Raw genomic sequence first — 14,299 nt, 5'->3', positions numbered from 1 at the left:
AGATTAAGCGGTTGCTTTAAGGTTGGGGAATCTCAACGCAATCGCAGCAATTGCGAAGATGGCCAGAATCCAGCAATAGTACAAGCCGCCAATCAGTTCAACCGGTGAGATTTTTGCAATCGAGCAGGCGAGGAGCAACTGTGCACCATAAGGAATCAGACCTTGTACCACGCAGGAGAAAATATCCATCAGTGCTGCAGAACGCTTGGGATCCACGCCGTATTCTTTGGCGACTTCACGTGCCATATCACCCGACAGAATAATTGCCACGGTATTATTGGCCACAAAGATATTCGAAAACACCACTAGAAAACTAATCCCGATTTCACCGGCACGTTGCTGACCGACTTTAAACAGACGAGTCAGGCTATAAATACGCTCGATCAGCCAACGTAAACCGCCTTCACGTTGCATGATTGCCGACAGGCCACCGAGGAACATCGACAATAACGCCACTTCAAACATGCCGACAAAGCCGTCATAAATTGAAGTATTCAGTTTGAGCAGATCAAATTCAGCTGTGGCAAACAGGCCAAACAACCCGGAAAGTAGCACCCCAATGGTCAGTACAGCCAGAACGTGTAAACGGCTAAAGGCTAAAATAAATACGGCGATATAAGGTAAAACCAGAAGCCAGTTAAAGGCCTTGTATTCCACCGCATTGCTACTGCCAGTACTCAACACGTAAATCAGAATAGTGACGATCGATGCAGGAACCGCAATCCAGATATTGACCCTGAACTTGTCACGCAGTTGTACGCGTTGGCTGGTGGTCGCCGCAATGGTGGTGTCTGAAATCATGGACAGGTTATCACCAAACATGGCACCGCCTACGACTGCACCAATGGCATAAATCACATCGATATCGGTCACCTGGGTGAAACCAAAAGCGATCGGCGCACAGGCCGCAATGGTGCCCATGGAGGTACCCATCGCCGTGGCAATAAAGGCCGAGATCACAAATAACATCGGCAGAATAAATGTGGGTGGAATCACCGACAAGCCCATCTGCACGGTGGCATCAACACTGCCAATGGCGCTACTGACGCTGGCAAAAGCGCCGGCCAACATAAACACCATAAACATCAGAATTAAGTTCGGATGACTGGCACCTCTGAGGAATTCCTCAATGCCCTGGTTGAGTTTGCCGCGATACACTAATGCAGCCAAGATAATCGCAGGCAGGGCAGCCACAGGCGCTTTCACCTGATAGAACGCGAACTCGGTTCCGATCAGGGAATGATAGATCCCGCTACCCAAAAATAGGGTTAAAAATACAATAAGTGGCAGCAGTGCAATGGCGCGTGCCTGCACTGTCGCCTCAGAATCAGTCTGCATAGGAGATAAAAAAGTAAGAGAATAGGACTAGTATAAAGCAGGTTTTGCTATTTCAGAAAACTTTAAATGAATGCGCTAACATCTGCATTTTTATTAATTTTTATATGATAAAAATAAGTTTATCTAAATATTCAAGATTTTAGCTAATAGCAAAATTAGGCATCTTTGATCATTGTGAAAAAAATCAAAATAATCGTAAATAGACCCTTCCGAATTGTTTTGAAATCTTCGCACAGGAAATGAAGTACTCGAGGTCGGTATCGCAGACTGTTCATTGGACAAAAAATAGCGTTACAATGCGATGTCTTGTATTTCTACATAGTCAATGCCTCAAGTTTGAAACACGTTAAGGAAAATACCACCCTATGTCACGTTTAGCCACACGATTTGGACAACTTAAATCTCAACAGCGTAAAGCTTTAGTTTCTTATGTCATGGCGGGTGATCCGCATCCAGAAGTCACAGTGCCTTTGCTGCATGAGATGGTGGAAGCGGGTGTCGACGTGATTGAGCTGGGACTTCCTTTCTCAGACCCGATGGCAGATGGTCCCGTAATTGCTTTAGCGGCTGAACGTGCGCTGGCAGGCGGAACCAATACTTTGGACGCACTGCACATGGTGAAAGAATTTCGCTTGAAAGATCGCGAAACACCTGTGGTGCTGATGGGTTATCTGAATCCGGTCGAAGTGATTGGCTATGAAAAGTTTGTGGCTTATGCTTACGAATGTGGAGTAGATGGCGTGCTGCTGGTGGACTTACCGCCAGAGGAAGCACAAAGTCTGGGTGAAGTACTGGAAAAATATGACATGGATCAGATTTTCCTGCTGGCACCTACTTCAACCGATGCACGTATTCAACACGTAGCGAAACAGGCCACTGGCTTTATCTACTATGTATCCTTGAAAGGCGTGACCGGTGCAGCAACTTTAGATGTCTCTGAAGCCGCTGCCCGCATTCAAAAGATTAAAGCTGTGACTGATGTTCCTGTAGGCGTAGGTTTCGGTATCAGCGATGCTGCATCTGCGAAAGCGATGGGTGTTGCTGCCGATGCAGTTATTGTGGGAAGTGCGTTTGTAAAGCAGTTTGCAACGCTTGCACCAGAACAAGCCGTTATTGCGACGGTGAATAAAGTCAAGGAGCTTCGAGCAGCGCTCGATGAGTTATAGTATGAGTCAACCCGTGAAATCAGGCAAAATTCTGAGCCCATCGACCCCATGGACGGAACGCATTGTTCCAGGCATTCATGTACCTGATGAGCAAACGATCTACAAAGCGACATTTACCGAGCCTACGGTCGAGTGTCCTGAATGTCATGCTTTGGTGACCCGTACCGCGATGTCATTCAATGCCTATGTTTGTCCGCAGTGTGATGAGCATTTACGCATGAAAGCCCGTGATCGCCTGAACTGGTTCTTTGACCAGGTACAGACTGAACTGGGTCAGGAGTTTAAGGCTAAAGATCCGTTAAAGTTTGTCGATAGCAAAGCTTATCCAGAGCGTATGGCAGAAGCGCAAAAGAAAACCGGCGAAACCGAAGCGTTGGTCGTGATTCAAGGCCTGCTAAAAGATGTCCCAATGATTGCCTGTGCATTTGAATTCGATTTCATGGGCGGCTCTATGGGGACAGTGGTCGGTGACCGTTTTGTTCAGGCGGCAGAGCGTGCGATTGAAGCCCGTCAGCCCTTGATCTGCTTTGCTGCTTCAGGCGGTGCACGTATGCAGGAAGGCATGTTGTCCTTGATGCAAATGGCACGTACTTCGGCTGCTATCCAGCGTTTAAAAGAAGCAGGCCTGCCTTATGTGGTGGTATTGACGCATCCGGTATACGGTGGTGTCACTGCATCATTGGCGATGCTGGGTGATGTACATCTGGCTGAACCGAAGGCGATGATTGGCTTTGCCGGTAAACGAGTGATCGAACAAACTGTCCGTGAAAAACTGGAAGAACCGTTCCAGCGCGCGGAATATTTGCTTGATCATGGGGTAATCGATCAGATTGTTCACCGTCACGCATTACGTGATACAGTTTACCGTATTGTTACGAAATTGATGAACCTGCATTGAACACAGCACCGCTAGCAACAGATTCTTTAAGTACATGGCTCGATTATTGGAGCCATGTTCACGTTACGGGTATTGATTTAGGTCTGGAACGGGTTATTCCGGTGGCTGAAAAGCTCGGTGTGACACGTCCGGCGGCCAAAGTGCTGACGGTGGCTGGAACCAATGGTAAGGGTTCAACCACCACCACACTGGCTGCGATTTTGAATGCACAAGGCTTCAAGGTCGGACTGTATCAATCTCCACACGTGTACCGTTTCAATGAGCGGGTAAAACTGCGCGGCATTGAAGTTGAAGATCAGTTGTTGGTGGATGCTTTTGTTCAGGTGGATCAGGCTCGTCGCGAATGTGATTTGAGCCTGTCTTTCTTTGAAGCGACCACTTTGGCCGCTTTTGTGATTTTTAAAGATCAGTTATGTGATGTCTGGGTGCTGGAAGTCGGTCTGGGCGGTCGTCTGGATGTGGTCAATGTGGTTAATCCGGATGTAGCAGTGATTACCAATATTGGTCTGGATCATACCGATTGGCTCGGTGATAGCATCGAGAAAATTGCCTTTGAAAAAGCCGGAATTATCCGGCCGAATATTCCGGTGGTGTTTGGTGGACAGCAACAGATTCCACAAGCCATTTTAGCTAAAACTCAGCAATGCAACGCGCCCCTATATGCGGTGAATCGTGATTATTTCTATGAAGCATGTGCAGATGGGCAAAGCTGGGTCTTTGCCTCTTCGGGTACGACCTTAAAACTTTCTACAGGATCGTTGGCGCTAGATAATATTTCTACCGCTGTGGCTACCATTCTGCTGAGCGGATTAAACGTCAGTCAGGATGTGATGGCACAAGGGATTCAAACGGCAAAGTTGCCGGGACGTTTTGAAGTCTGTCAAATCCAGAATAAAACCGTGATTTTTGATGCCGGACATAACCCGCATGGGGTCGAGTTTCTGCTGAAACAGTTGCGAAACTATTTAAATTACAATCAAAACTATAAAAATATCGTTTGTGTGTTTTCAATGTTGGCAGATAAAGATATAAATTCTGTCACCAAGTTATTGAAAGACACGGTTCAATTGTGGAAAATTGCACCATTATCCGTCCCACGTGCGGCAGAGCTCACAATTTTAGCTGAGGCTCTAGGCGGTGAGGCGGTAGAACAATTTGACAATGTGAAATTAGCTTTTAAATCAGCACTGGATCAAACAGATAATAATCAGCTGATTTTGGTATGTGGATCATTTCATACCTTAGAAGCGGTATGGGAGTATTTGGAAGAATGTCAATGAATAACAAACAGCGCTGGATGGGCGGTGTTGTTTTACTCGGTGGTGGTGTTTTATTGGCAGCATTACTCCTGAAAGGTCAAGATGAAATCAAGCAGGATCGTCAGCAGAAACCGGCACAGGTTGCGGAAGTGGAAACTAAGGATGCAGTGAATCATTCGCTGGGTTCCTTGACGGTCGATGTGGAAACAGAAAAGCGTTTACTTGAACAGCAACGCCGTGATCGGGAAAAATCTGTGGCAGAGCAGGAGGCTCGTGCGGCTGAATTTTTAGCGATGCAGCAGCAGGCAGAAGCAGATGCGGCGCGTAAAGCGGCTGAAGAATATGCTGCACTTAATGCGCATCGTATGGGACAGCAAAGCTCGGATAATATTCCACCAGAACTGGTCGAAGACGAACAGGCCAAACAGAAACGCTTGGCTGAAGAAAAGGCTGCACAAGACAAAAAGCTAGCCCTGCAGAAGCTTGAGCAGCAAAAAGCCAACAGTTCAACTGAAGCGGCCAAGAAAGAAGCGGAGCGTAAAGCCGCTGAAAGCAAAGCGGCTGAAGAAAAACGTAAATTGGAGCAACAGCAAAAAGCCGAAGCAGAACGTAAGACGGCTGAGGCAAAACGTAAGGCTGAGGAAGAGCGTAAGGCAGCCGAGAAGAAAGAAGCTGAACGTAAAGCCGCCGAAGAAAAACGTAAAGCCGAAGACAAACGTAAGGCTGAAGAAGCCAAGAAAAAGGCAGCAGAAGACGCCAAAAAGAAAGCAGAAGCTGAGCAGGCACGTAAATTGCTGGAAGGTGAAAGTGACAAGCAGTGGATGGTGCAGGTCGCACTGGCAGCCAATGAAGCCAATGCAGATGCGGTTGCGGCAAAACTGCGTGCCAAGGGTTATAAAGTGACCAAGAGTCCAACCTCTAAAGGGATTCGTATCATGGTCGGTCCATCAAAGGATCGGGAAACTGCTGATGCTTCGCGTAAAAAAATCGCTGCAGATGACAGTCTGAATATGAAATCTGCCTGGGTGATTGACTGGGTGCCTTTAGATAAGCGTAACTAAGACAGCGTATTACTGTACTTTGGTTTAAAATGGATTCAGGTTATGCCTGGATCCATTTTTATTGGGGAGCAAAAATTAAAAAGGTGACAAAACTCTCAGGATTAAAAAAGCCTATCTAAAGATAGGCTGGTGATGAACTTCGAAACCGGCACGTCATTCGGGTTAGAAATTCAGTTTTAATCTTGCTGCTTTTTATATAGATACATCAACGTTAAGAGTGGATGTACTTATACATATTCTTTATGAACAGAGCAGTGCTCTGCTTATCTATTACTGCGCACTTCACTTGTGTTGCGCAAAATTAAAAAGGAATCCTTTTAATTTGTTGCTCGAAGCATAGCTTCTCGTCTTGCGTTCGGGCAAGGCAGTGTCTTGCTGATCCTCACTCAGGATGTGGCGTTAAGCGCAGGTAAGGCGTGATCGCGGTATACCCTTTAGGAAAACGTTGTGCAATTTCAGTCTCATCTTTTAGCGATGGCACAATCACCACATCATCGCCATGCTGCCAATTGGCAGGTGTTGCGACTTTATGGCTGTCGGTGAGTTGTAATGAATCCACCACACGCAAGATTTCATGGAAATTACGACCCGTCGATGCAGGGTAGGTAATGATTAAACGTACTTTTTTGTTTGGATCGATGACCACCAAAGAGCGAACTGTGAGCGTTTCACTGGCATTCGGGTGAATAAAGTCATATAGTTCAGACACTTTACGATTCTGATCGGCAATGATCGGAAAATTGACCGTGGTATTTTGCGTTTCATTGATGTCTTTAATCCAGCCATGATGTGATTCAACATCATCAACCGATAAGGCAATGGCTTTGACACCACGTTTTTCAAATTCATCTTTCAACTTTGCGGTATAACCAAGTTCAGTAGTACATACCGGCGTATAGTCCGCCGGATGTGAAAATAAAATGCCCCAGCTATCGCCCAGAAAATCATAAAAATTAATCAGGCCTTTACTGGATTGCTGTTCAAAATTCGGTGCGGTGTCGCCTAGACGTAAACTCATCTTTTTGCCTCAATTGGTCTTTTAATGTAGAGATGAGATTTAATATGAACTAATTTTTTTATGATTAAAAATAGTGTTTTTAGCTTTCTTTATGAATAAAATGCATAAGTGATTTGTTTTATCTATCTAGAATCAAACAAATCAGTCGTCTAATTGACTATATTGCACAGCTAAAGTTTGCTACATTACTTTGCCTTAGATCTCGGGGCTAGAACTCAGGATCAGATTTTTTTCAGCGGTTTTATAGCAAAACCCTTGTAGTTCAAATTTCTAGCACCATAATAACGACTAAGAACATATTCATTTGACAAGCAAGATTTAGAGAGTCTATTCATGTTGGCAAGTCTGATCGGAGGAATCTTCGGTACCAAAAATGAGCGCGAACTCAAACGCATGCGTAAAATCGTAGACAAGATTAATGTGCTCGAGCCGACGATATCTACCCTTAGCGATGCAGACTTATCTGCAAAAACTGAAGAATTCAAACAACGATATAATAAGGGTGAAAACCTCGATAAATTATTGCCTGAAGCATTTGCAGTCTGTCGTGAAGCCGCCAAGCGGGTCATGGGCATGCGTCATTATGACGTGCAGCTGATCGGTGGTATTACCTTGCACGAAGGTAAAATTGCAGAGATGCGTACCGGTGAGGGTAAAACCCTGATGGGTACCTTGGCCTGTTACCTGAATGCCATCAGCGGTCAGGGTGTGCATGTCATTACCGTGAACGATTACCTGGCACAACGTGATGCCGAGCTCAACCGTCCATTATTTGAATTTTTGGGTTTAAGCATCGGGATTATTTATTCCATGCAAAATCCGATGGAAAAAGCGGAAGCTTATCGTGCCGATATTACCTACGGTACCAATAACGAATTTGGCTTTGATTACCTGCGTGACAACATGGTGTTCTCGCTGGCTGAGAAAAAGCAGCGTGGTTTAACCTATGCGATTATTGATGAGGTCGATTCGATCCTGATTGATGAAGCACGTACTCCGCTGATTATTTCCGGTCAAAGTGAAGACTCTTCGCAGCTTTATGCAGCCATTAATAATATTCCACCAAAATTACAACCGCAAAAAGAAGAGAAAGTGCCGGATGGTGGTCACTTCTGGATTGATGAAAAACAGCGTTCAGTTGAAATCACTGAAGTGGGTTTTGAAACCATTGAGAGTGAACTGATTGAAATGGGCTTGCTGGCTGAAGGTGAGAGCCTGTATTCGGCTTCAAACCTGAACCTGTTGCATCATGTGACTGCGGCAATTCGTGCCCATTATTTATATCAACGTAACGTGCAATACATCATCAATGATGGTGAAGTGATTATCGTCGATGAAAATACCGGTCGTACCATGCCGGGCCGTCGCTGGTCTGAAGGTTTGCATCAGGCGGTAGAAGCCAAAGAAGGTCTGGAAATTCAACCAGAGAACCAGACCCTGGCAACCACAACCTTCCAGAACTATTTCCGTCTGTATAAAAAATTATCGGGTATGACCGGTACTGCTGATACTGAAGCCGCGGAAATGAAAGAAATTTATGGTCTGGATGTGGTGCTGATTCCGACCCATCGTCCAATGATCCGTGATGACCAGAACGATTTAATCTATTTAAATCGTGAAGGCAAATATAACGCGATTATTCAAGAAATTCAGCGTGTGCATGAAGCCGGTGTTGCGCCAATCTTGATTGGTACGGCAACCATCGAAGCATCTGAGATTCTATCCGATAAGCTGAAAGCTGCCGGTATTACCCACGAAGTACTGAATGCCAAACAGCACGAACGTGAAGCGGATATTATTGCGCAAGCCGGTGCGCCGCGTGCCGTAACCATTGCCACCAACATGGCGGGGCGTGGTACCGATATTCTGCTGGGTGGTAACTGGAAAGCGCTGCTGGCCAAAATTGAAAATCCGACAAGCGATGACGAAGCGCGTCTGAAAGCGGAATGGGATGTTAATCATCAATCTGTTCTGGATTCGGGTGGCTTGCATATTATCGGTTCTGAACGTCATGAATCACGCCGTATCGATAACCAGTTGCGTGGTCGTGCAGGCCGTCAGGGGGATCCGGGTGTATCGCGTTTCTACCTGTCGCTTGAAGATGACTTGATGCGTATTTTCGCCGGTGACCGTGTGGTGGGTATGATGCGTGCCATGGGCTTGCAGGAAGATGAAGCGATTGAACACAAAATGGTGTCTCGCTCGATTGAGAATGCACAGCGTAAAGTCGAAGCACGTAACTTCGATATTCGTAAGAACTTGCTGAAATACGATGACGTGAATAACGAACAGCGTAAGATTATTTATAGTCAGCGTGATGACATTCTGGCAGAAAATTCACTGCAGGATTATATTGAAGAAATGATCCGTGAAGTGATGCAGGGTGTGATCGCCAACTATATTCCACCTGAATCGATTCATGACCAGTGGGATATTGAAGGTCTGGAATTGGCCTTGCGTGAAGACATGTCACTGGATCTTCCTATCGCACAATGGCTGGAACAGGACCGTCGTCTCGATGAAGAGGCATTGGTGGTGCGTATTAGCGATGAAGTACTGAATCGTTACCGTTCACGTCGTGAACAAATGGGTGCGGAATCTGCAGCATCGCTTGAACGTCACTTTATGCTGAATTCTCTGGATCGTCACTGGAAAGAACATCTGGCAGCGATGGATTACTTGCGTCAGGGCATCCATTTACGTGGCTATGCACAGAAAAATCCAGAGCAGGAATATAAAAAAGAAGCCTATAACCTGTTTGTGAATATGCTGGGTGTCATCAAATCGGATGTCGTTACAGATTTATCGCGTATTCATGTTCCAACACCTGAAGAGCTGGCTGAAATGGAAGCGCAGCAGCTGGCACAGGCTGAGGCAATGCGTTTGCAGTTATCTCATGATGAGTTCGACGGTTTACTGGCAGATGAACATGAAAATACGACTGAACAAAATGCTGAGGCAAATCCGGTAGCGCCAGTCTTTGAAGCGCCGGCAAGCCGTAATGCACCTTGTCCATGTGGTTCAGGCCTGAAATATAAACAGTGTCATGGCAGAATCTAAGCGATATTGAAAATCAGAGCCACATGGCTCTGACTTTTTATGTATAAAGATTTTTCAGAAACTGAATACTATTTGCAGTCCTGCGGATTAAATGGTATTTAATGGCTCATTCAACACCGAAAAGTGGAATAACCTGAATGAAAAAAGTATTAAAAACGCTCATGATTGCCGCTTTGGCCATGCCTGCTTTAAGTTTTGCAGAAACTGCAGCCACCACGACACTTGATAAAGTTCAGCAAGCAGTGGGTTCTACTACAGCTCAAGTACAACGTACAGATGAACAAGTGACCGTGGCCAGCCCGCGTACCGGGATTCGTTATACCTTTGCCAATCAGAATCGCCCGATTGTGTTGCAGACCGCTGCGATCGCACCGGCCAATGCGGCCAATGCAGATCGTATTGTGGCATCTAATCCGGCACTTTCTGCTGCGAGTCAGCAGCAAGCGAAGCAGGCTTTATTAAATGAAGCAGGGCAACTTGCGAAAAATTAAAATCTCCGATTTTTTAAAATGCAGAAACCAGTCTTGATGACTGGTTTTTTATTGTGAAAATCCATCATAAATCTCAAGCTGACTCAGGCTTTGGCTCGATTTTTTGTTGCAGATCAACTAAGCTGTATTTTTCCGAAACTTCAATATTGGACTTTAAAATGGCAGTTGGTGACGTATCTATGCCACAGATGCATGTGGTGAAAGGGGTTAAAATTGGTTCGGCTGAAGCCTATGTGCGCTATCAGAACCGACGTGACCTGGTGATATTTGAACTGGCTGCAGGCTCCAATGTTGCAGGGGTATTTACTCAAAATGCCTTCTGTGCAGCCCCTGTGCATGTATCTAAAGCGCATTTACAGGTAGGGAATCCGCGTTACCTGGTGATCAATACCGGCAATGCCAATGCAGGAACCGGCCCTACAGGCATGGCAAATGCAGAAGCTACCTGTGCCAAGCTGGCTGAACTGGCAGGGGTACAGGCTGCTGAAGTTTTACCATTCTCTACGGGTGTCATTGGCGAGCAATTGCCAATGGAGCGTTTGCTCAGCGGTTTACAACCTGCGCTAGACTCATTGCGTGATGATGCCTGGGTCGATGCTGCAACGGGAATCATGACCACAGATACTACACCGAAAGGCGCTTCAGAGCAGTTCGAGCTGGATGGTGCCACCTATACCATGACCGGTATTTCCAAGGGTGCCGGCATGATTCGTCCAAATATGGCGACTATGCTGGGTTATGTGGCAACCGATGCTCCAATCAGCCGTGAACTGGTTCAGCAGTTATTAACAGAAACAGTAAATGTGTCGTTTAACCGCATTACCATCGATGGTGATACTTCAACCAATGATTCCTGCATCTTGATTGCCACAGGTCAAGGCGGGGGGGCTGAAATTACTTCGACTGAAGATCCACGTTATGCAGTCGTGCTTGATGTGTTAATGCGTACCATGAAACGCTTGGCGCAACTGATTGTGCGTGATGGTGAAGGTGCCACCAAATTTATTACAGTTGCGGTAGAAGGTGGTGCTAATATTCAGGAATGCTGTGATGTGGCTTATAGCATTGCACATTCGCCATTGGTTAAAACTGCGATTTTTGCTTCTGATCCAAACTGGGGGCGTATTCTGGCAGCGATTGGTTATGCTGGTGTGCCGAATTTAGACGTTGCAAAAATTCAGGTTTGGTTAGATGATGTACAAATCTGTAAAGATGGTGGTGCGGCGGCAGACTATACTGAAGCAGCTGGTGCAGGTGTGATGGCCCAAGCTGAAATGACGATTCGTGTTGATCTTGGACGTGGTACAGCGAAAGACACGGTCTATACCTGTGACCTGTCTTATGATTACGTCAAGATTAATGCAGATTATCGTTCATAATTCAGATCGTTTCTAAAGCCTCCGTTGTGGGGCTTTTTTTATATCTTATGATTTTTAATGACTGGTCAAAAATGGCATTTTGCCAATTGTGATTAGGGTGTAGGGTAAATGTCCGTGTCATAACGGATAATTAGGGTAGAGTAAGAGTTGTTATGAATAGTGCGACCAAATTAATAGCCAATGAAGCAAAGTCGATTGTGCAGGCGCATTTAGATCGTTTAGGCGTTCCTCAAGAACATCAAATGAGCCAGCAGGAAAAATTAGACAAATTTGCACAAATCAAGGCTGAGCTGGAAAAACAGGATGCCGTTTTGGTGGCGCATTATTATTGCGATCCTGAAGTGCAAGAACTGGCTGAGTTGACCGGTGGTTGTGTTTCGGATTCTCTGGAAATGGCACGTTTTGGTCGCGATCATCCAGCCTCTACGTTGGTGGTGGCAGGAGTGAAATTTATGGGTGAAACCTCAAAAATTTTATCTCCAGATAAAACCGTGCTGATGCCAACCCTGGAAGCAACCTGTTCACTGGATCTTGGTTGTCCGGTTGATGAATTTACAGCTTTTTGCGATGTGCACCCCGATCATACCGTGGTGGTGTATGCCAATACTTCCGCAGCGGTGAAAGCGCGTGCCGATTGGGTAGTGACTTCTAGCTGTGCAGTGGAAATTATTGAACATCTGGATAGTCTCGGTGAAAAAATTATCTGGGCGCCGGATCAGCACTTGGGCCGATATATCCAAAGCAAAACCGGTGCAGAAATGTTGCTCTGGGATGGTGCCTGTATCGTGCATGAAGAATTCCGTTCACGCGGTATTGTCAATATGAAAGCACTCTATCCAGATGCTGCGGTGTTGGTACATCCGGAATCCCCCATGTCTGTAGTTGAGATTGCCGATGCAGTAGGCAGTACCTCGCAACTGATTAAAGCCGCACAGACTTTGCCACATCAGCGTTTAATTGTGGCTACGGATCGTGGTATCTTCTATAAAATGCAGCAAGCAGTTCCCGATAAAGTCCTGATTGAGGCACCAACTGCGGGGGAAGGGGCAACCTGTCGTTCTTGTGCGCATTGTCCGTGGATGGCAATGAATGAGCTGGATGGTATTTTGCATGTATTACAGCATAAGGATCAGGAAGTACATGTCGATCCTGTACTGGCTGAACGCGCAAAACTGCCTCTAGATCGCATGTTGAATTTTAGTGCCGGACTAAAACGTTAAAATTTGTATAAAAAATGTCTGAAGCGCTTGATAAATAAACGCTTGGCGCGTTTTTTAGGTTTTTTTTTAAGATAGGTGTTGACGTCTCCGGGCGTCACGCCTAGAATGCACACCGTACCGAACGATGTTCGATACGAAAGCTGAGATGAATCGGAGCATAGCACAGCCTGGTAGTGCACCTGGTTTGGGACCAGGGGGTCGTAGGTTCGAATCCTACTGCTCCGACCAATTCTTCAAGGCAAATGATGTTTGCATCAGTAACGCGCTTGTAGCTCAGTTGGATAGAGCATCCGCCTTCTAAGCGGATGGTCACAGGTTCGAATCCTGTCAGGCGCGCCATTTGGTCGCTTGATGTTAAGAATCAAAATGATGGTGGATGTAGCTCAGTTGGTAGAGCCCTGGATTGTGATTCCAGTTGTCGCGGGTTCGAATCCCGTCATTCACCCCAACTTTTAAAGTTGAAATCGGAGCATAGCACAGCCTGGTAGTGCACCTGGTTTGGGACCAGGGGGTCGTAGGTTCGAATCCTACTGCTCCGACCATCTCCTTAAAGATGGTCGAGATAAAAGATACCGCGTTAAGCGGTTTTTTTATGCCTAAAATTTAATAAATATAAAAAATACACAATATTATTTATAGTCGCCTTTTTAATAATTGTTTATGTAATCACTTGTATCTCTATATCAATTTATTTTTCACTCAATATAGCTATGCAGGTGAGATGGGTTTTTTATTTTATGTCTTTTGCTGAAGAAGGATTATGATGCGTTTAAGGATGGGGGAATATTGAGGCATTCTCATTTTCATACTATTTTATTTTGGTGAAGTGTATGCGTTCCTCAGCATTTATATAAAAGGGAAATATAAATAATTTATCAGTCTTGATATCTATATTTTTCTTACTAAAGAAAAGATGAATTACAATATAAATCTGAAATCCACCAGAAATATCTTTTATAAGTAAATAAACACTATAAACCTCCTTGGAATGTATATTTTTTACTCAGGAAATAGGAAAACCTGCACTTTTTGTAGAATAAATAAACAGTCGTTGGTTTTTTGCTGAATTATTTAGAAATAGGGGTTGTGTTGGGTGTGAAATCCTGTAGAATGCACATCCATCGGCAGTGATGAAGATTAAAACTTCTGATAAAACAGTAACTTAGCACGAAGTGTTAAGATTAGGTTTTGTTGGATAAGTTTAAATTAATTTGAATTACGGATTGACACTTTAGAAATTCAGTGTAATATAGCCGACCTAGCTTGCTGGTGACGAATCAGAAAGAAGATCATTAAGAGATTATGAAGAACAACTTGTGTGGATTTTTACTGGTTGATCGATCGAAATTATTTTCATTGATTGATGGTAGAAATGACTCGAAGTTTATTTGAGAAATATTTGTCAGAAA

10 protein-coding genes and 4 tRNA genes are annotated in these 14,299 nt (G+C 45.0%); 12 read left to right on the top strand and 2 right to left on the bottom strand.

Annotated features, from left to right (window positions below; genetic code table 11):
* Positions 1 to 3: 3 nt before the first annotated feature.
* Complete coding sequence (locus FTV30_RS09445) at positions 4 to 1,338, bottom strand: Na+/H+ antiporter NhaC family protein (RefSeq protein ID WP_180001495.1); 1,335 nt, start codon at positions 1,336 to 1,338, stop codon at positions 4 to 6.
* Positions 1,339 to 1,703: 365 nt separating this feature from the next.
* On the opposite strand from FTV30_RS09445, the gene trpA reads away from it, so the two are divergent.
* Genes trpA through FTV30_RS09425 form a run of 4 tightly spaced genes read left to right on the top strand, consistent with a single transcriptional unit; the run spans position 1,704 to position 5,722 of the window.
* Complete coding sequence (gene trpA, locus FTV30_RS09440; protein ID WP_180001494.1) at positions 1,704 to 2,504, top strand: tryptophan synthase subunit alpha; 801 nt, start codon at positions 1,704 to 1,706, stop codon at positions 2,502 to 2,504.
* A gap of 1 nt (position 2,505) precedes the next feature.
* On the top strand, positions 2,506 to 3,402 hold the full coding sequence (gene accD, locus FTV30_RS09435; protein ID WP_034608357.1) for an acetyl-CoA carboxylase, carboxyltransferase subunit beta: 897 nt from the start codon (positions 2,506 to 2,508) through the stop codon (positions 3,400 to 3,402).
* Complete coding sequence (folC, locus tag FTV30_RS09430) at positions 3,399 to 4,682, top strand: bifunctional tetrahydrofolate synthase/dihydrofolate synthase (protein ID WP_180001493.1); 1,284 nt, start codon at positions 3,399 to 3,401, stop codon at positions 4,680 to 4,682. Before accD ends, folC begins: the two co-directional genes overlap by 4 nt.
* Entirely contained in the window at positions 4,673 to 5,722 is a 1,050-nt protein-coding gene (locus tag FTV30_RS09425) for an SPOR domain-containing protein (protein WP_373683527.1), read from the top strand. Before folC ends, FTV30_RS09425 begins: the two co-directional genes overlap by 10 nt.
* A gap of 382 nt (positions 5,723 to 6,104) precedes the next feature.
* Here the strand turns inward: FTV30_RS09425 and FTV30_RS09420 are convergent, their stop codons facing one another.
* A complete protein-coding gene (locus FTV30_RS09420; RefSeq protein ID WP_180001492.1) occupies positions 6,105 to 6,740 on the bottom strand; it encodes a peroxiredoxin in 636 nt (211 codons plus the stop codon).
* Between the two features lie 333 nt (positions 6,741 to 7,073).
* Between FTV30_RS09420 and secA the strand changes: the two genes are divergently transcribed.
* From secA to FTV30_RS09380, 8 genes are all read left to right on the top strand, one after another.
* Entirely contained in the window at positions 7,074 to 9,800 is a 2,727-nt protein-coding gene (gene secA / locus FTV30_RS09415; RefSeq protein ID WP_180001491.1) for a preprotein translocase subunit SecA, read from the top strand.
* A gap of 137 nt (positions 9,801 to 9,937) precedes the next feature.
* A complete protein-coding gene (locus FTV30_RS09410; RefSeq protein WP_005098054.1) occupies positions 9,938 to 10,291 on the top strand; it encodes a hypothetical protein in 354 nt (117 codons plus the stop codon).
* Positions 10,292 to 10,449: 158 nt separating this feature from the next.
* Entirely contained in the window at positions 10,450 to 11,670 is a 1,221-nt protein-coding gene (argJ, locus tag FTV30_RS09405) for a bifunctional glutamate N-acetyltransferase/amino-acid acetyltransferase ArgJ (protein WP_074383508.1), read from the top strand.
* A 152-nt stretch (positions 11,671 to 11,822) separates the two neighbouring features.
* Positions 11,823 to 12,890, top strand: coding sequence for a quinolinate synthase NadA (gene nadA, locus FTV30_RS09400; RefSeq protein ID WP_180001490.1), 1,068 nt, complete (start codon positions 11,823 to 11,825; stop codon positions 12,888 to 12,890).
* Between the two features lie 151 nt (positions 12,891 to 13,041).
* Positions 13,042 to 13,118 (top strand) — tRNA-Pro (locus FTV30_RS09395).
* 34 nt (positions 13,119 to 13,152) lie between these two features.
* Positions 13,153 to 13,229: transfer RNA gene (locus tag FTV30_RS09390), tRNA-Arg, on the top strand.
* Between the two features lie 33 nt (positions 13,230 to 13,262).
* Positions 13,263 to 13,338: transfer RNA gene (locus tag FTV30_RS09385), tRNA-His, on the top strand.
* 17 nt (positions 13,339 to 13,355) lie between these two features.
* Positions 13,356 to 13,432, top strand: a tRNA-Pro gene (locus tag FTV30_RS09380).
* The last annotated feature ends 867 nt before the right edge of the window (positions 13,433 to 14,299 follow it).

It is taken from the genome of Acinetobacter sp. YH12255 (assembly GCF_013417355.1).
GTDB classification, from domain to species: domain Bacteria; phylum Pseudomonadota; class Gammaproteobacteria; order Pseudomonadales; family Moraxellaceae; genus Acinetobacter; species Acinetobacter pseudolwoffii.
This window is presented reverse-complemented; position numbering and strand designations above follow the sequence as displayed.

Bases quoted from the DNA above. Each gene is read 5' to 3' on its own strand.
- FTV30_RS09445 (WP_180001495.1), bottom strand. From the start codon at position 1,338: ATGCAGACTGATTCTGAGGCGACAGTGCAGGCACGCGCCATTGCACTG.
- trpA (WP_180001494.1), top strand. From the start codon at position 1,704: ATGTCACGTTTAGCCACACGATTTGGACAACTTAAATCTCAACAGCGT.
- accD (WP_034608357.1), top strand. From the start codon at position 2,506: ATGAGTCAACCCGTGAAATCAGGCAAAATTCTGAGCCCATCGACCCCA.
- FTV30_RS09425 (WP_373683527.1), top strand. From the start codon at position 4,673: ATGTCAATGAATAACAAACAGCGCTGGATGGGCGGTGTTGTTTTACTC.
- FTV30_RS09420 (WP_180001492.1), bottom strand. From the start codon at position 6,740: ATGAGTTTACGTCTAGGCGACACCGCACCGAATTTTGAACAGCAATCC.
- secA (WP_180001491.1), top strand. From the start codon at position 7,074: ATGTTGGCAAGTCTGATCGGAGGAATCTTCGGTACCAAAAATGAGCGC.
- FTV30_RS09410 (WP_005098054.1), top strand. From the start codon at position 9,938: ATGAAAAAAGTATTAAAAACGCTCATGATTGCCGCTTTGGCCATGCCT.
- argJ (WP_074383508.1), top strand. From the start codon at position 10,450: ATGGCAGTTGGTGACGTATCTATGCCACAGATGCATGTGGTGAAAGGG.
- nadA (WP_180001490.1), top strand. From the start codon at position 11,823: ATGAATAGTGCGACCAAATTAATAGCCAATGAAGCAAAGTCGATTGTG.